General features: G+C 60.6%; 16 protein-coding genes. 2 read left to right on the plus strand and 14 right to left on the minus strand.

What is annotated here, in order from left to right; genetic code table 11:
- Window positions 1-38: 38 nt before the first annotated feature.
- The 13 genes from BJD99_RS07255 to rplJ form a co-directional block, all read right to left on the minus strand.
- A complete protein-coding gene (locus BJD99_RS07255; protein ID WP_084346373.1) occupies window positions 39-818 on the minus strand; it encodes a hypothetical protein in 780 nt (259 codons plus the stop codon).
- A 69-nt stretch (window positions 819-887) separates the two neighbouring features.
- Window positions 888-1,619 (minus strand): hypothetical protein, encoded by a 732-nt coding sequence (locus BJD99_RS07260; protein ID WP_084346128.1) that lies wholly within the window; start codon window positions 1,617-1,619, stop codon window positions 888-890.
- Between the two features lie 88 nt (window positions 1,620-1,707).
- Window positions 1,708-2,955 carry an MCE family protein gene (locus BJD99_RS07265; protein WP_084346129.1) on the minus strand — a complete coding sequence of 416 codons (1,248 nt, stop codon included), beginning with the start codon at window positions 2,953-2,955 and terminating at the stop codon, window positions 1,708-1,710.
- Window positions 2,952-4,232, minus strand: a complete 1,281-nt coding sequence (locus BJD99_RS07270; protein WP_084346374.1) for an MCE family protein — start codon at window positions 4,230-4,232, stop codon at window positions 2,952-2,954. Before BJD99_RS07270 ends, BJD99_RS07265 begins: the two co-directional genes overlap by 4 nt.
- 11 nt (window positions 4,233-4,243) lie before the next feature.
- A complete protein-coding gene (locus tag BJD99_RS07275; RefSeq protein ID WP_084346130.1) occupies window positions 4,244-5,530 on the minus strand; it encodes an MCE family protein in 1,287 nt (428 codons plus the stop codon).
- On the minus strand, window positions 5,530-6,522 hold the full coding sequence (locus BJD99_RS07280; protein ID WP_084346131.1) for an MCE family protein: 993 nt from the start codon (window positions 6,520-6,522) through the stop codon (window positions 5,530-5,532). Before BJD99_RS07280 ends, BJD99_RS07275 begins: the two co-directional genes overlap by 1 nt.
- Window positions 6,519-7,586: an MCE family protein gene (locus tag BJD99_RS07285; protein WP_084346132.1), complete on the minus strand. Its 1,068-nt coding sequence runs from the start codon at window positions 7,584-7,586 to the stop codon at window positions 6,519-6,521. The genes BJD99_RS07280 and BJD99_RS07285 overlap by 4 nt, the downstream gene beginning before the upstream one ends.
- Window positions 7,583-8,941, minus strand: a complete 1,359-nt coding sequence (locus BJD99_RS07290) for an MCE family protein (protein ID WP_084346133.1) — start codon at window positions 8,939-8,941, stop codon at window positions 7,583-7,585. Before BJD99_RS07290 ends, BJD99_RS07285 begins: the two co-directional genes overlap by 4 nt.
- Window positions 8,938-9,798, minus strand: a complete 861-nt coding sequence (locus BJD99_RS07295; RefSeq protein WP_084346134.1) for an ABC transporter permease — start codon at window positions 9,796-9,798, stop codon at window positions 8,938-8,940. Before BJD99_RS07295 ends, BJD99_RS07290 begins: the two co-directional genes overlap by 4 nt.
- Window positions 9,799-9,804: 6 nt before the next feature.
- Window positions 9,805-10,599, minus strand: a complete 795-nt coding sequence (locus tag BJD99_RS07300; protein WP_084346135.1) for an ABC transporter permease — start codon at window positions 10,597-10,599, stop codon at window positions 9,805-9,807.
- A gap of 5 nt (window positions 10,600-10,604) precedes the next feature.
- Window positions 10,605-11,858, minus strand: coding sequence for an ABC transporter ATP-binding protein (locus BJD99_RS07305; RefSeq protein WP_256895536.1), 1,254 nt, complete (start codon window positions 11,856-11,858; stop codon window positions 10,605-10,607).
- Window positions 11,859-12,255: 397 nt separating this feature from the next.
- Window positions 12,256-12,642, minus strand: a complete 387-nt coding sequence (gene rplL / locus BJD99_RS07310) for a 50S ribosomal protein L7/L12 (protein WP_084346137.1) — start codon at window positions 12,640-12,642, stop codon at window positions 12,256-12,258.
- An 84-nt stretch (window positions 12,643-12,726) separates the two neighbouring features.
- Entirely contained in the window at window positions 12,727-13,308 is a 582-nt protein-coding gene (rplJ, locus tag BJD99_RS07315; protein ID WP_084346138.1) for a 50S ribosomal protein L10, read from the minus strand.
- A 498-nt stretch (window positions 13,309-13,806) separates the two neighbouring features.
- Between rplJ and BJD99_RS07320 the strand changes: the two genes are divergently transcribed.
- Together BJD99_RS07320 and BJD99_RS07325 are read left to right on the plus strand one after the other, a co-directional pair.
- Complete coding sequence (locus BJD99_RS07320; protein ID WP_084346139.1) at window positions 13,807-15,777, plus strand: CocE/NonD family hydrolase; 1,971 nt, start codon at window positions 13,807-13,809, stop codon at window positions 15,775-15,777.
- 8 nt (window positions 15,778-15,785) lie between these two features.
- On the plus strand, window positions 15,786-16,697 hold the full coding sequence (locus BJD99_RS07325; RefSeq protein WP_084346140.1) for an alpha/beta fold hydrolase: 912 nt from the start codon (window positions 15,786-15,788) through the stop codon (window positions 16,695-16,697).
- Window positions 16,698-16,754: 57 nt separating this feature from the next.
- On the opposite strand, the gene rplA is transcribed toward BJD99_RS07325, so the two are convergent.
- Window positions 16,755-17,474, minus strand: a complete 720-nt coding sequence (gene rplA / locus BJD99_RS07330; RefSeq protein ID WP_084346141.1) for a 50S ribosomal protein L1 — start codon at window positions 17,472-17,474, stop codon at window positions 16,755-16,757.
- Window positions 17,475-17,482: the final 8 nt, after the last annotated feature.

A 17,482-nucleotide genomic window follows, 5' to 3' on the forward strand; every position in this document is an offset into this window, starting at 1 on the left:
GATCACAAGCACGGGTCGGCCACGATCCGACGAAAGCGCTACTTGTCCGACAGCGCCGACAACAGCCACTTCCCGTCGACCTTCTCGAGGTTGATGGTGATCGGTCCTTCGGCGTTGCCTTGCGCGACACCTGCCTGAGTTGCACTGACATTCAGGTTCGCAACCAGTTCAGCTTTGTCGTCCTCGAGGATCGTGACACCGATATCGGTCAAGCTGGCCTCGGTCGCCGTCTGGGTCTGCTGAACCGCCGACTTGGTCGTCTCGGCCGCCTCGTCGAAATCGGACAGCATCTGTGGATTGAGGTAGGTTCGCGCCCTGTCGAAATCCTCGTCGATGGTCGTGTCTTTGTACGAGTACAAAGTTACGACGGCATCCGTCGCAGCACGAGTGGCCTCGGACGTTGCGCCCTGATCTACCCAGGCCTGGTTGTCGATCGTCGCACCAGGTCGAAATGCCGCAATCACTGCAAAGGCGGCCAGGGCGACGGCGACTACGCCGACCACGATCACCGGTTTCCGGTTCGTCCGATTCGAAGCGGTGACAGCGCCGGCATTCGGAGCATCGGCGGGCTTTGCCGTGTCTGCTTTCTCAGCCTTCGCAGTGGACACCTTCGGCGTCGCAGGTGACGTCGTGTCGGCCGCTTGTGTACCGCTGGAGGGACCGACTCCGGACGTATTCGCCGCTGGAGACGCTTCGCGAATGGCAGGATCCTGCACCTGCACAGGTTCTCCGCTCGGAGGTCGGTTCGATCCGGCGACCTTCTTGCGGGCCTTGCTGGTGGTGTTGGGGGGAACTATTTTCCGGCGCTGAGGAGGCACTGCGGACAACTCCTTGTGAGATACGTTCTTCGACCGACGCACGTGGTTCGACGAAACATCCGGATGGGCTTACTGTCCACCGGTTGCGTCGGGTACTGGTGCGGGACCTTCGACTGTGGACGGTGCGGCACCTGGATCGACCGGCGCGGCATTCGGATCCGCCGGCCCGGCATTCGGATCGACCGGCGCGGCATTCGGATCGACCGGCACCGCGTTCGGGTCGACAGCACCGTTGTCGAGGGCGATTCCGGTCCCGACGGGGTCGACCTTGTTCGCCTTCCACGTACCGTCCACGTCTTCCATGAACAGACGCAAGGTCAGCTTGCTCTTGACTGCGGGGCGATCCGGCCAGGTCGTGGTCGTGGCGATGACCACGAGCGCTGTTGCGGTTCCCTCGTCGGTACTGAGTTCGGTGAGGGTCCCGTGCAGCAGTTCGGCTGAACCTTTGGCACCCGAATTGCGTACTTCGTCGGAAATGCTCGACTGAGTGGAAGTAAGGTCGTTCAACATCGAGTCACCGGTGATCGAGGACTTCATGTCCTCGAACGACTGGTCGATATTGGCTGCGTCGACGGTGTTGAGATTGATCGCCACCTGCTGCGCGCCGGTCAACGCAGAATCTCGCGTGTCGGCGATGGGCTTGTCGACGAAGAGTGCTTGCCCCCAGCCTATTCCGAACCACACCGCAGCGACGAGAGCTGCGACGGCAACGATGGATACGCCGATCAGGACCGGCCTTGCTTTGTTCTTCGACCCAGGAGACGACGGTGTCGCTTCCTGGGTGTCGGTGTTTGACGTCACACTCACAACCCTACTACTCAGTAACTTAGTTACCTGTCTTCTATCGTTCCATCGGTAGGAACGCAGCCACCGGCCACGGTACCGACGCTTACTTCGGCGACGCTCCTACCAGGGGCGCTAGCTGAGTGGCGATCGGATTCAGGTTGAGCTTGTCCGGATCGACCTTCGGCTTCAGATCCCACGGTTGGGGTGTCGCCGGGTCTGCGAAAACTATGCGATTCGAGCTACGCACACCGGTGATACTGCCCTGTGGTGTCGCACAATTCGCTTGCAAGTTCAGGGGATAGTTTTCCTGGGTCAGATCGAAGTTGGGGTTCTTCGCCTTCTCCTCGTCCAGGATCGCCTGCGAACCCTCGTAGCCGATTGTGCAGGGTGGTGGATTGTTCGCTTCCAGCAATAGCCCCTGGTGAACGGTGCCGTCCCCCGGCGTGATCGTGCTCGCGCCCGCTGCCAAGGCAGGCAGGAAGATCAGCAACGGTTTCAGCGCCAGCGTTCGCGGCGCGGCAAGCGAGGTCACCGAATTGATGTTCGTCAGATCCGTCGTCAGAGCCGGACCGGCTTCCGCAATCAACGCGCCCACCTGATCGCTTGCCGCTGTCCCGGTATTGATGAGTCTTCTGATGTCGGGATCGTTGCTTCGCAGCTGGGCTGTCACGTTGTTCAGATCGTTGCTGAATTGCCGAATCGACGAGGACTGTTCGGATTGCGTGTCCAGGACCGTTCGGGTGTCACGAACGAGCGCCAGCGTCTGGGGTAGTGCCTCGTTACCGGTTTCCGTCAGCGTTCCAAGCGAATCGATCAGTACCTGAAGGTCGTCGCCCTTGCCATTGAATGCGGCTCCGAGTTCCCTCACTACGGTCGTCAGATTTTTCGTCGGAATCGAACTCACCAGCCTGTCGGTGCTGGCGAGTACCTTTTCCACCGGGACGGGGGTCGACGTGTTCGCTTCGGTGATGATCGAACCGTCTTCCAGATACGGTCCCTCGTCGCTTGTCGGCTGCAGATCGACATACTGCTCTCCGATCGCAGATCTGTTGGCAACCACGGCCTTCGCCGAAGACGGAATGCTCGGTCCACCATCGTTCAACAGCAACTCCACGTTGATGCCGTCCGAGGTCAGCGACAAAGCGCCGACCGTTCCCACTGGCACACCGCGGTAGGTCACTTCAGCATTCTTGAAGATGCCCCCGGAGTCCGCGAACTGAGCGTTGACGCTGTACTGCCCGAAACCGAGCAGGTTGTCGAGACGAACGTACTTTCCGCCGACGTAAAGAACGCCGAGCACGGCGACGAGGACGAACGCGATGAGCTGAAATTTGACCAGCCTCGACCTCACTGTCCACCTCCGAATTGCTCGATCAGATCATTGAGCGGACCGAACGAGGTCGGTTCCGCATCACGGTTCACAACTGCCGACACAGGCTCGGTGCCTGGTGCCACCGGCACACCGGGCGCCGGTGTAGGGGCAGGAGTGATCGGCGGCAACGGCAGCAACGAGACTGTGGGCCAGCCTGGACGTGGCCCGTTACCGTTGTAGTACGGGTTCGTCGGGTCGACCAGAGGCAAGGTGTCACCGAACTTCGGCGGGATGTAGACCGGATCGCCCTCCCCGACACCAAGATTACGCAGAGTAGTTCCGATCGACAGATCGAGTGAGAGGAACAGATTGGCCGAGTTCCCCTGAGTCACCTCTTCGATACCGTCGGGGAACGGAAGCGTCGGGACCAGAGGCGCCGAGGTGACGATATCGTCGGCCGCGCCCGCGAGCGCCTGCAGCGTCGGCCGAAGCGCACGTAGATCGGCGATGAGATCGTCCTTCGACTGCTCGATGACATCGGTACCGACGGCGCCGAGACGATCGAGCTGAGACAACATCTGGGTGAGCTGCGGACGCTGCTGCTCCAACGTCGCCGTAGCGATCGGCAGGTCCTGCAACACCCTGTCGATTTTCTCCGTTTGACCACTGACCTCGGTCGTCAGAACATCGAGTCCGTCCAACGCTCTGGTGATGTCGTTGCGCTGCTCATCCAACCCGCCGATCAACGTGTTCGCCTGCTCGAGCAAACTCCGGGTCGTCCCTTCTCGACCGGAAAAAGCCGCGTTGAGCTCCTTGACGATCGGGGCTAGCTGACCGACACCACCGCCGTTGAGCAGCAACGACAACGCGCCGAACACCTGCTCGATATTGGTGGTGGCGCGAGTCCGATCCAGCGGAATCGTGTCACCGTCGGACAGCTTCTGCGGATCCGCATCGCCCTCGGGCACCGTGAGCTGAATGAACTTCTCACCGAGGATCGAGGTCTGGTCCACGGCGGCAAAGGCATTGGCAGGCAGATCTACCGAGTTGTTGACGACGACACCCACGTTGGCCGTCCATTCCCCGTCCGCGACCGTGATCGAATCGACGCGACCGACCTCGACGCCGTCTACCTTGACCGTCGATTGCGGAACCAGATCGAGGACGTCCTCGAACTGGATCGTGAGGTGCATCGGGTCACTGCCGGTGTCCGCGCCACCTGGTAGCGGAATCGAGTAGACCCCTTGCGAGCATGCACTAGCCGACACTACGACGATTGCAGCTCCAACGATCGAAACGAGTGGGCGCCTACCCATTTTGGACGTGCTCACTGTCCGCCTCCAAGCGACTGCTCGATTCCGGGCAATGGGGTTCCGCTGCTCAGACGCGGTGAGACCGTTCCCGGCACAGTACCCGGCACCGCATTTCTTTGTTCCTTTTCACCGCTGAGCAATCCGAACGGAAGGATGAGATCCGGATTGTCGAGGACTGGTCCCTGGATCAGCTTGGTGAACTCACCACAACGGTCGATGATCGGCTGAATCTGGGCACCCAGTTGTTCGAATCGCGGGTCGCCCGGCACGAGCTTGCCGAGGTCGATCAGCCTGCATACGGTTCCCAGCGGATCTTGAGTCTCACCCTGCAAGTTCGCACGGGATGCGAGAGTGCCCGACTCTGCGTCGTACGAGTTGACCAGATTACTGATCGCAAGCGGCAGAATCGTCAGCGTTTCGACCAGCGACTCCTTGTGATCCGAAAGCGTCTGTGTCGGCTGCACCAATCCGTTGGCCGCTGTGACGAGCTGTTCACGGTTGTCTGCGACGAACACAGCGACGTCACCGAGGGAGATGGACAGTTGATTCAACGCAGCGCCGAGGTCATCGCGCTCTCCATTGAGGAAGCCGGTCAGGTCTGCGAGCTGATTGTTGAACTCCCGAACCTGCTGATCGTTGGCAGCAAGCGCCGACACGAAAGTCTGCAGGTTCTTCACCGTGTCGAACAAGTCGGCGCGTGAGTCGCTGAGAGTTCGCGACGCCTCGGACAGCTGAGTGATCGTGTCCCCCAAAGCCTCTCCGTTACCGTCGAGGTTGGCTGCACCGGTGTTGACCAGATCGGTGAGAGCACCGTTCTTGTTCGCCCCGTCCGGCCCGAGAGCACTGGAGAGCTCCTCGATACTGGCGTAGAGCTGATCGACCTCGACCGGGGTGGCGGTGCGCTCACGCGGAATCACCGCGCCGTCGGCCATCGTGTCGCCGCCGGTATAAGCGGGGGCGAGCTGAACGTATCGGTCGGACACCAACGATGGCGTGATCTGAGCGGCCTTGGCATCTGCGGGAATGTCGACACCCCGCTGGACGCGCATCTTCACCTCGACCTGGTCACCCTGCGGCACCACGGAGGTCACTTTCCCAACCTCCACCCCCAGCACGCGCACATCGGAACCGGAATAGATTCCGACCGACTTGTCGAAGTATGCGGTGATGTTCGTCGAACCAGCGCGTGTGAGCAGCCACCAGCCGCCGACTGCGACGACCAGGGCGACGATGACGACGCCGATGATGATGACCACACGGCCCCCGCCGGCCTTCTTCACGGATTCTCCGGTGTCACTCATCAGTTGCCCCCCAGGTCTTGCGCAGGCTGACGGTAGCCAGGGATAAGTGGCAGGCCAGGAGGCGTGAGGTTGGCCAACGTGATGTCGAGCCAGCGTCCGTTACCTACGACGTTGGCGTAGAGCCGCACGAAGGGTGCGTAGAGCTCCAGTCCACGGGAGAGCGCGTCGTTGTTCTCGTTGAGAATGTCGATGACTCCGTTCAACTGCTGGAGCATCGGGTTGATCTGCTCTTCGTTGTCACGAACCAGCCCTGTGAGCTGCGTCGAAAGGCGTTGGACGCCGGTCAGAAGCTGCGAGATCGACTGCTGCCGATTGTTGAGCTCGGCCAACAATGGGCCGGCATCGGTGATGAGGCGGTTGAATTCTTCGTTTCGGTCTGCCAGAACCTTCGACGTCTTGCCCGTCGCCTCGAACAGCTTTTTCAGATCCGTGTCACGGCTGGCGATGGTCTCCGACAACCGGCTCACCCCATCCAGCGACGCCCGAACGTCGGCCGGGGTTTCGGAAAACGCTTGCGAGAGCGCCTCGAAGCTCGATGCCAGTTGTGGGGTGTCGATGTCGGTGATGGTCGATGCCGCGTCGGAGAACGCGTCGATGACGTCGTACGGGGACGTGGTGCGCTCCAACGGGATCGGGTCCTTGGGTTTGAGCACCGCGTCGCCGCGGGGATCGATGGCAAGGTACTTCTGACCCAGCACGGTCTTGATCTGGATGGATGCGGACGAGTTGTTGCCGACCCATGCGTCCTGGACTCGGAAATCGACGACGACACGGTCACCCGCGAGTTCCACGGAGTCGACCTTGCCTACCTTGACCCCGGCGATGCGAACTTCGTTGCCGGGCTTCAGGCCTGCAGCTTCGGAAAACTCGGCACTGAACGTCGAGCCGGCCCCGAGAATGGGAAGCTTATCGAGAAAGAAGACCGAAATTGTCGCAAGCAGCACGATCGAAATGCCGAGCGCACCTAGTACCAGCGGGCTGCGCTTTGTCATCCTTGGATCCCCCCAGCTTTGCAACGCGAAGCCGAGTTCGTGTACAGCGGCTGATTCACGGTCGGAAGTCCTGTCGGCAAATTCAGATTGGGTGACGAACCCGGCCCGGCCTTGATGTCGAGACCGCACAGGTAGAAGGTGAACCACGATCCCTGCTGTGCGGTACGAACCAATTTGTCGAGCTTCTTCGGCAACGTCTGGATTACCTTCGTCAGGTCATCCTCTCGGTTGTTCAACGTCGTCGCCAACGTGTTCAGTGCAGCGATCGAACCCTGAATCGCCGGACGTGTCGGCTCGAGCAGACCAGCCGTCGCATCGGTCAGGCCGGCGAGCGAGGTGACGGCCGAGCCGACGACCTCACGATCGGCGGAGAGTCCCGACACCAGTTGCTGGGTATTGACGATCAACGAGTCGAGTTCCTTGTCATGCTGATTGACCGTTTGCAGCACCGTATTGAGATTGGTGATGACGGCGCCGATCACCTGGTCCTTGTCTGCAACGGTGTTCGTGAGGCTCGCGGTGCTGCGTACCAACTCCGAGATCGTCCCCGACTCACCCTGGAACACTTGGATGATCTGGTACGACAGCTTGTTCACGTCGTCGGCGTTGAGTGTGGTGAACAACGGACGAAAACCGTCGAACAGCGTCGTCAGATTCACAGCGGGCTTCGTCTGCTCGAGTGGAATTGTCTCACCCGGGTTGATCTTGCGGCCTTGTTCACCGGCACCCTGCTCGAGCGCTATGTAGCGCTGGCCTACCAGGTTCCGGTACCGCAGATTCGCAGTGACGGTGGCCGGCAGCCAGTCTCGACCCGTAACCGAGAACTCGACTTCGGCCTCGCGCTCGTTGACGATCTTTATGTCTTTGACGTCACCGACGCGGACGCCTGCGATGCGGACCTCGTCGCCCTTGTTCAGCGACGCCACATCGCTGAACACAGCGCTGTAGGTCTCGCCACCGCCGCCACTGATGTTGGCAATCGAGAATGCGAGCGTCGCGGTGGCCAAGATCGTCACCACGGCGAACGCGATCAACTTGACGAGTGGAGCAAGAAGTCCCCTCATTTGATGGTCACCTCCGCTCCTCTCAGTGCCGGCGCGCCCAAAGTCGTCGTCCACGAGGGAATCTCGTCCGGGGTCACTCCCCCTGCCTGGCCGTAGATCACGGCCAGGGTGTCGCGCTCGTAATCGGAACCCTCGTAGCTTGCCGGAGCAGCGTCACCGGTTGTCGCCGCCCGGGGAACTGCCGAGTACTGCGGGACCGGTAGCTCCGGAACATCTTGCGGGCCTGGGTTTCTGGATGGAACCTGGTAGGAGCCGTCGTTCGCCGAACCACCGGGATACTGGGGAAAGAACTCGCCTGCAGCAGTGTCCGCCGGGGTGTAGCAGCGCGGTCCGCGATCGTCGAACAATCGCGGCTCATCCTGATTGGGCAAATACCGCCCCTTGGGGTTGACGAAGGATGCCGAAACGTTGATACCTCGATACTCGTCACCGACGCCGACGACCTCTTGCGCGCGCGCCACAATGGGGGCGAACTGTGCAAATGTGCATCCGAACGACGGCGAATACTGTGCCAGCAACTCCAGCGCCTCCCGCGAATCGGCAGCGATAGCGATCAGATTCGACGAGTTGGCCTGGAGGAAATCGGCTGTACTCGAACTGGTCGCCGTCAACGAGGAAATCAACGTATCCACCGCAGGACGCTGTTCTACCAACGTGTTTCCGGTGACACTGAGATTGTCCAGAGCATCGATCAGCTGCGGAGCCGCATCGGAATACGTCTCGGAGAAGTCGGCAAGGCCACGCAGACCCTGCTGAATATTCGGGAGTTCGGTGTTCAAGCCCTTGAAGATATTGTCCAACCGGTCGATCGTGAAGCCGAGCTGTTCTCCGCGCCCGCTCAGCCCCTGCGCGAGCGCACCGAGCGTACTCGCCAGGTCCTGCGGCGGAATCGCTTCGAGCAACGGCAGCAGATTGTCGAGCAATTGCCCGACCTCGATCGCATTGCCGCTGGTGTCCTGCTTCAACACAGTGCCATTGGTAATCGGCGACGCCGTATCACCCGGTGGGACTATCAGCGATACGTACCGCTCACCGAACAACGTCTTCGGAAGCAGCCGAGCCGTGGTGTTCGACGGGATCAACTCCGCCTTGTCCGGATCAATTGCCAGATGTGCGGTGACGACCCCGTCTTGGGTAGACGCCGAGCGCACCTCACCGACGATGAGGCCACGGACCTTGACGTCTGCGTTGGACGGCAAGGCGTTGCCGACCGAATCGGTCACGAGATCGATGCTCACGACCTTCTTGAAGGTCTTGTTGTACGAGGTGATCGACCACCCGACGAACAGGATGAGAATCAAGAAGAATGCAAGCCCGAGCAGTAGTCGCCTCAATCGCGATGGCGAGTCGATCATCCGGCAACCCTCACTGTGGTGGTGGTACCCCAGATAGCGAGACTGAGGAAGAAGTCCAGAACAGCAATCGTCACGATGGCAGTTCGAACGGCGCGTCCCACGGCGACACCCACGCCTGCCGGACCGCCCGAAGCATGGAATCCGTAGTAGCAATGGATCATGATCAACACGAAGGCGAAGATCAACACCTTCAGGAACGAATACAGAACGTCTTCCGGCGGTAGGAAGAGGTTGAAGTAGTGGTCGTACGATCCGCCGGACTGGCCGTTGAAGATCGTGCTGATCCCACGTGAAGCGATATACGACGCGAGCAGACCCACGATGTACAAGGGAATGACGGCGACGAAACCGGCAATCATGCGGGTCGTGACCAAGAACGGCACGCTGGGAACTGCCATGACCTCCAGCGCGTCGATCTCTTCCGAGATGCGCATCGCCCCGAGTTGCGCAGTGAAGCCGGCTCCGACCGTCGCGGACAGCGCGAGACCGGCGACGATAGGAGCGATTTCGCGGGTATTGACGTATGCGGACAAGAAGCCGGTGAGGACGGAACTGCCGAGCTGCTCCAGCGCAGCATAACCCTGTAGTCCGACTACGACGCCTGTTGCGCCGGACAGCATCACGATGACACCGATGGTGCCGCCGATGACGGCGAGTGCACCGCTACCGAAGGTGACCTCTGCAAGAAGACGCAGAACTTCCTTCTTGTAATGAATCAGAGTCCGAGGTATCCACCCGATGGCACGGGCATAGAAGGACATTTGCTCGCCGGCTTTGTCGAGCACGTTCAGCGGTGCACTCGCAACGCGTTTGACGCGCATGAGGGTACGGTCGCCCCGACCTTTGGAGATGGTCATTGCGGGTCAGCTTCCCTTCGCCGGAACAACCTGGAGGTAAACCAGGGTGAGAATGAGGTTGGCGAAGAACAACAACAGGAAGGTGATGACCACCGTCTGATTCACTGCCTCACCCACGCCCTTCGGACCCGGGTTCGGGTTGAGGCCCTTGTAGGAGGCGATGATTCCGGCGATGAGGCCGAAGATGGCCGCCTTCAATTCCGCAACGTAGAGATCCGGAAGCTGGGCGAGCGCCGAGAACGACGAGAGATAGGCGCCCGGAGTGCCACCTTGGAGAACGACATTGAAGAAGTAACCACCGGTGATGCCGACGACCGATACGAGGCCGTTGAGCAGCAACGCGATAAGGATCATCGCGAGGACTCGAGGAACCACCAGTCGATGCACCGGATCGATACCCAACACGCGCATTGCGTCGATCTCTTCGCGGATCGTCCGGGAACCGAGGTCAGCGGTCACTGCAGAACCGGCAGCGCCGGCAATGAGCAGTGCAGTCACGATCGGACTTCCCTGCTGAATGACGGCGAGAACACTTGCGGCACCGGTGAAGGACTCTGCACCGAGCTGCTTGATCAACGATCCGGTCTGCAGTGAAACGACGGCGCCGAACGGAATGGCAACCAGAGCAGTCGGCAAAATCGTGACGCTGGCGATGAACCAGGCCTGCTCGATGAACTCACGAAATTGGAAAGGCCTTCTGAATGTGTTCCGTGCGACCTCTACGAGCAGTTCGACAATATTTCCGGCTTGCGCAATTCCGGCTTTCGCCGGAGCGAAAACGGATTTTTTGGAACTGCCCATAACCCTTACTGTCCCCGCCCCTGCGATGGGCCGTGGCCCGGATCGTTGTGCCCCGCCTCGTAACCGGAATTGTCGTACCCGGAATTGTCCTGACCCGGGTTGCTGTAACCAGCGTTGCCGTAACCAGCGTTGCCGTAAGCAGCGTTGCCGTAAGCAGCGTTGCCGTAACCCTGGTTACTGTAAGCAGCGTTGTCGTTGACCTGGCCCTGACCGGCTTCGGCGTATGTGCCCTCTTCGTACGAGCCCGCGCCACTGTAGGCCGGAATGTGATCACCCGGGTCGGTGGTGTCGAGGCTTTCCTGAATGGCGACCTGCGCGCTGTGCGGGAGCGTGTGCATGATCTGTCGTACTCGTTCCTGCCGACGCCCCACCGCCTTGCGCACCGGTGTGCCTGGGGTGGCCTTCATCTGCGGGACAATGCCTTCGACGTCCTCGACACCGCCGGCATGGTGGCCGGCATCGACCATCGCCTGCTCCTGCGCCATCTGCGCTTCGTCCTTCTCCTCCGACATTCCGATCGGTCCGATCATCGTGCCGTTCAAGAACTGCTTCACCACCGGCTCGTCGGAGGTCAACAGCACCTCGCGGGGACCGAACATCACCAGCTGACGACGGAAGAGCATCCCGATGTTGTCCGGGACCGTCCGCGCCAGGTTGATGTTGTGCGAGACGATCAGAATGGTGGCATCGATCTCGGCGTTGATATCGATCAAAGTCTGCGAGATGTAGGTCGTGCGCACTGGGTCCAAACCGGAGTCCGGCTCGTCGACGAGGATGATTTCCGGGTCGAGTACCAGGGCACGGGCCAGGCCGGCGCGCTTACGCATACCGCCGGAAATCTCACCTGGAAGCTTCTCCTCCGCGCCGATCAGACCCGTCAGCTCCAGCTTCTCCATGACGATCTTGCGGACGTCCGACTCGGACTTCTTCGTGTGCTCACGAAGCGGGAACGCGACATTGTCGTAAAGATTCATCGAGCCGAACAGTGCGCCGTCCTGGAACAGCACCCCGAACAACTTGCGGATCTCGTAGAGCTCCCGTGAGGAGCACTGCAAGATGTCCGTCCCGTCGATGAAGATCTTGCCGTGCTCAGGACGGAGCAAACCGATCAACGACTTCAAGAACACCGACTTACCCGTCCCCGACGGCCCCAGCAGCGCACTGACTTCACCCGACGGCAACGTCAAAGAGACGTCCTGCCAAATCTTCTGTACACCGAAAGACTTGGTCAATCCCTCGACCGAAACCTCGACTCCCACGCTGACCTCCACAGTTCGTTGACATCGACCCTCATGTGGGTTGCGTCACTCTATCGCATGTAAGTGTCCGCACCGACAATGGAGCCTACTGCCGAGTAACAACATCCTCGAATCCGGACCCGGATCCTGTAGTCAGTGTGACCCATCACAGGGCGGCACGCGGGCAACTCGCCGAATTTTCGCCCGGCTCCGAGTGGAGGCGCTGCGAACGTGCGCCGGTCTGTCGTCGAACACTGTTTTCTGCGGGTCGAAAAGACCATCCGGTCACCATTCGGCGCGCAAAGCAGAAGGCACGCTCCAAAAGAATTCACTCAAAGAGCACAAAAAGGGCCATTCCCGTTATGGGAATGGCCCTTTCGTTGTAACAGAACAGACCGTGAAGACGGCCCATCAAGAATTACTTGATGGAGATCTTCGCGCCTGCTGCTTCGAGCTTCTCCTTGGCTGCCTCGGCAGCATCCTTGGCAACCTTCTCCAGGATGGCCTTCGGAGCGCTCTCGACGAGATCCTTGGCTTCCTTCAGGCCCAGGCCGGAAACGACCTCACGGACGACCTTGATGACCTGAATCTTCTTGTCGCCAGCCGACTCGAGCACGACGTCGAACTCGTCCTGCTCTTCTGCAGCCTCGGCCGGAGCGCCGGCTGCGCCTGCAGCGGCAACTGCGACGGGAGCGGCTGCGGTGACCTCGAAGGTCTCCTCGAATGCCTTTACGAACTCACTGAGCTCGAGGAGGGTGAGCTCCTTGAACTGGCCGAGCAATTCTTCGGTGCTGAGCTTCGCCATGGTGGCGGGTCCTTCCTGATAAGTACTCCAGTCGCTGATCCGCGACGAAAGTGTTTCGGGTTGAGCTGTTCGCTGGTGCGCGGATCAGCTTTCGGCGGGAGCTTCCGCCGGGGCTTCTGCTTCTACAGGAGCCTCGGCAGCTGCGGGTTCTCCTGCTGCCTTCTTCTCCTGCAATGCGAACGCCAAGCGGGCGAACTGCGATGCGGGAGCGTTGAACAGGCCTGCAGCCTTCGACAAGTTGCCCTTCATGGCACCTGCGAGCTTTGCCAACAGGATTTCGCGCGACTCGAGGTCGGCGATCTTGTTGATCTCGTCCACGGACAGCGTTGCGCCGTCCATGTAGCCGCCCTTGATGACCAAGGCCTTGTTGTCCTTAGCGAAGGCCTTGATGGCCTTCGCAGCGTCGACCGGCTCGCCCTTGATGAATGCAATGGCGGTCGGTCCGACGAACAATTGGTCGAGCCCGGTGATACCGGCCTCGGCAGCTGCACGCTTGACCAGGGTGTTCTTGGCGACGGAGTACGTGGCACCATCGCCAAGTGCACGTCGGAGCTGCGTCAGACCGGAAACCGACAAACCGCGGTATTCCGTGACGACAGCAGCCGTCGATCCCTTGAACTGTTCGGTGATCTCCGATACTGCTGAGATCTTTTCGGGCTTTGCCATACTTCGCCTCCTCTCGTTGAGGTTTTGTCGATCGCGAGAGGGCCGGAAAACGACGAACGCCCCGGCGCAAGAAGCACACGGGGCGTAGACATACACACGGCTCGGAGGCCGTACAGCAGGTCCCTGACCTCGTTCTCCTGCGTGGGTCGTCCGAACATGCTCGGACCTTCAACCGCATACCTCTCAGGACGTTCCGAAATCAGAACAAGCCCTCGAGAAAGGCGGTGACCAACGGTCTTGGGTAGAACTTGATTTGGGCGGATCATCCTGCGGTCACTCGAAAGTCACCGTGATCAGAACCGTCGCCCAGGTTACCTCAGCCAGGGCGTCAACTCCAAAACGAGCGGTGACCGGCAGGCCTGGTTTCGAAAAGAGTTGCACGCAGAGCATGGTCGGCGCCCTGTGACCACGCACCAACTACTCGCCGAACACACTGTCAGTTGGGACAATATTGCCCTGTTGTAAGACAAACGGCGTCGATGACTGTTCAATCAGAACATGACGGCAGCACAACTACGTCCACTGCTTCGACCCGGGCGCGCTCCCGGGTCGGGAAGCGAGCGCGACCCCAGTGGGGGTACCGCAGCTCAGCGGTGGCGTGCACTGATCGACGAGCACCCGCTCCACCCGAAGATCGCCATCTCGAAGAACGTACGAATACCGATGAGCGACGGCGCTGTGCTGCGTGCCTACGTCTTTCGCCCTGCCGATGCATCGGGACGTGCTGTGCAGGCCGAATTTCCTACCGTCCTCAACATCACGCCCTACAACAAACTGCTCATCAAGGGGATCGACTCGGTCCTCGACACTCCGGTGCTCGGTCCTCTGATCAGAAAGTTCTCTGCATCATTCGATTTGAAGGGCACCCCGTTCGATGGCATCACCGAGATAACCAGGGTCGTTGCGGGTGGAGCCGCCGACTTGATGTCGGTCAATCGCCATCTGGTGCGTAGTGGATACGTGCAGATCATCGTCGACGTTCGCGGAACCGGGTCATCGACGGGAACATGGGATGTTCTCGGTACCCGTGAGCAACTCGATTCACTCGAGATCATCGAATGGGCACGGGCCCAGGGATGGTGCAACGGTCGAATCGGAATGGCCGGGATTTCGTATTCCGCGATCAACGCGCTCCAGTCTGCTTCCAAACGCCCCGCCGGACTAGAGGCAGTTTTCGCCGTGGAAGGGTCGGTGGACATAGTTCGGGAAATCTTCGCGACCGGTGGTGCGCCGTCACTGTTCATTCCGTTGTGGCTCACCGCAGTCAATGCGCTCAAGTGGGCACCGTCCCTCGGCGATCTCGAGTTCTCGGAGTGGCTACGGGACCGATTGCGCTCGCCCGCAACCGATCTCCTGGACTTGGCAAGAGGTTTCGTCACAGGCGGTGATCCGCGAATCTACGACGTCGACTACTACGACACGATCAACGCGACGATCGAGGAGATCACTGCCCCGACATTTCTTTACGGCTGCTGGCACGACATCTTCGGCGGATCGGCGCCCGATATCTACAACCGACTCGCACTACCGCGCGGAGACAAACAGCTTCTCGTCGGCGACGGCTACCACGGGAACCCGGGTATCGGATTCGGCGAACCCGGGTTTCCACCACGACTCGATGTGCTCGAGCGCGCTTGGTTCGACAAGTGGCTTCGCGACGAGGACAACGGAATCGAGAACTACGGACCCGTCACCCTTCGCCAACAAGGCGGACAATGGACCGCGCACGGCAGGTTCCCCGCACCGCAGGCGCAACCCACGCGCCTGTATCTCTCGGCTGCGACGTCGGGGACGGCGCCACATGCGGTGGACGATGGAAGCCTCGGGAGCTCACCTGACGGGACGTGCGGTGAATTCACGGTGCGGCCGTCGTTGTGGTCGATCATCTCGCGCGACACCACTCAGGTTCTCGCCGGTATCCCCGCCGTTCTCGGTGGTGGATTCACCTATGACAACAGAACCGCAGAGCGTGGGGCACTGACCTTCACCACGCCCGTCGCCCACTCCGACACCGTACTGTCGGGTCCGATCAATCTGCACCTCCGAGTGGTGTGTCATGCCCCGGAAGCGCTCTGGGCGATCATGCTGTGCGACGTCGATCCGCACGGGCGATCCACCGTCCTGACCAACGGCGCACTGTTGACTACACGTCGCGCGGTGGACGACGAAATGTCCCTCTACGCACCCAACGGTGACTACACCCGTCCACATCACCCGCTCACGGCAGCCACACTCCTACCTGTTCCCATCGGACGACCGTTGACTCTCGATATCGATCTACTGACCACCGAAGCGATGATCGCAGCGGGCCATCGTCTTCGGGTCGACGTCTTCCCCACCGACGCACCACGATTCATGCCGATTCTCCCGGATCTGCTCCGCACGCGGGGGCGAAGACAAGACTTGATCCTCGACCCCGAGCACCCGAGCTTCCTCGTGGTTCCACTACTCGGCGAGCCTGGCTGGTAAGGAGAACCATGCACTCCACGACGGGTTTCGCGCCCTCCAATTCGATCGAGATCGCCTACGAGGACATGGGCAATCCGAACGACCCAGTGGTGCTGATGATCATGGGCCTGAGCGCCCAGATGACGTTGTGGCCGCGCGAGTTCTGCGAACGGATTGTCCAGCAAGGCTTTCGAGTCATCCGATTCGACAATCGTGACATCGGCCTGTCCACCAAGATGGACGGCCACCGTATCGAAGGTTCGATGCTGCTGCGGTTGTTGCGTACCGAACTCGGAGCATCCAGCAGAGTTCCGTACACCTTGAAGGACATGGCACTCGATGCGCTCGGACTGCTCGACTACCTCGAGATCCCACGGGTGCACGTCATCGGTGCTTCGATGGGCGGAATGATCGCGCAGGTGTTCTCCGGCCTGTATCCGGACCGAGTATCGAGCACCGCAATCATCTTCTCCAGTACCAACGAGGCCTTCCTGCCGCCACCTGATCCACGAGCGTTGCTCCCACTCATGAAGGGCCCAGGACCGGATGCAACGCGCGAGCAGATCATCGCGCACTCGGCCAATACCCGACGGGTCATCGGCAGCCCTGCCTACCCCACACCGCTCACCGAGCTACTCGTGACAGCCGGTGAGATGTACGACCGCAACTACTACCCCGCGGGTGCACTCCGCCACATGGCTGCAGTGACCGGAACCGGCAGTCTGCGGCGGATTGCCGCATCGATCACTTCCCCTGCCGTCGTGATCCATGGACGCGCCGACCGGCTGATGCGGCCGGCAGGCGGAAGGGCCGTCGCGCGTGCGATCGAAGGATCGAAATTGCATCTGATCGAGGGCATGGGGCACGACCTTCCAAAGCCGCTGTGGGACGAAATTCTCGGCGAGCTATCAACCAACTTCGCGAAGGCCGCAACTATCTGACGCAAAAAGGCCGGCCCCATCGAGGGGGCCGGCCTTTTTCTTGTCGTTGCGGTGTGACTACCCGGTCACATCGTTCTCGAGAAGGTTACGCGTGCGGGTCGGGTCGACCTGAATGCCCGGGCCCGTCGTGGTCGATACGGTGATCTTCTTGATGTAGCGGCCCTTGGCGGAAGACGGCTTTGCACGCAGGATCTCGTCCAGTGCAGCGCCGTAGTTCTCCACCAACTTGGTCTGATCGAACGACGCCTTGCCGATGACGAAGTGCAGGTTGGCCTGCTTGTCGACACGGAAGTTGATCTTGCCGCCCTTGATGTCGTTGACGGCCTTGGTCACATCATTGGTGACTGTGCCCGTCTTCGGGTTCGGCATCAGGCCACGCGGTCCGAGGACGCGGGCGATGCGGCCGACCTTGGCCATCTGGTCAGGGGTAGCGATCGCTGCGTCGAAGTCCAGGAATCCGCCCTGAATGCGCTCGATCAGATCCTCGGCGCCGACAACGTCGGCTCCTGCTGCCTGCGCCTCGATAGCCTTCTCGCCAGCGGCAAAAACAATAACCCGAGCGGTCTTGCCGGTGCCGTGGGGAAGGTTGACGGTGCCGCGCACCATCTGATCGGCCTTGCGAGGGTCGACACCGAGACGAACAGCAACCTCGACGGTCGGATCGAACTTGGTCGACGCCGTGTCCTTGGCCAACTGTGCTGCTTCGAGCGGCGAGTACAGGTTGTCAGCGTCGATCTTCGCTGCCTGCTCGAGGTACGCCTTACTTCGCTTTGCCATGTTTACTG

This window comes from Rhodococcus sp. 1163 (genome assembly GCF_002091985.1).
In the GTDB taxonomy this organism is placed as follows: Bacteria; Actinomycetota; Actinomycetes; order Mycobacteriales; family Mycobacteriaceae; genus Rhodococcoides.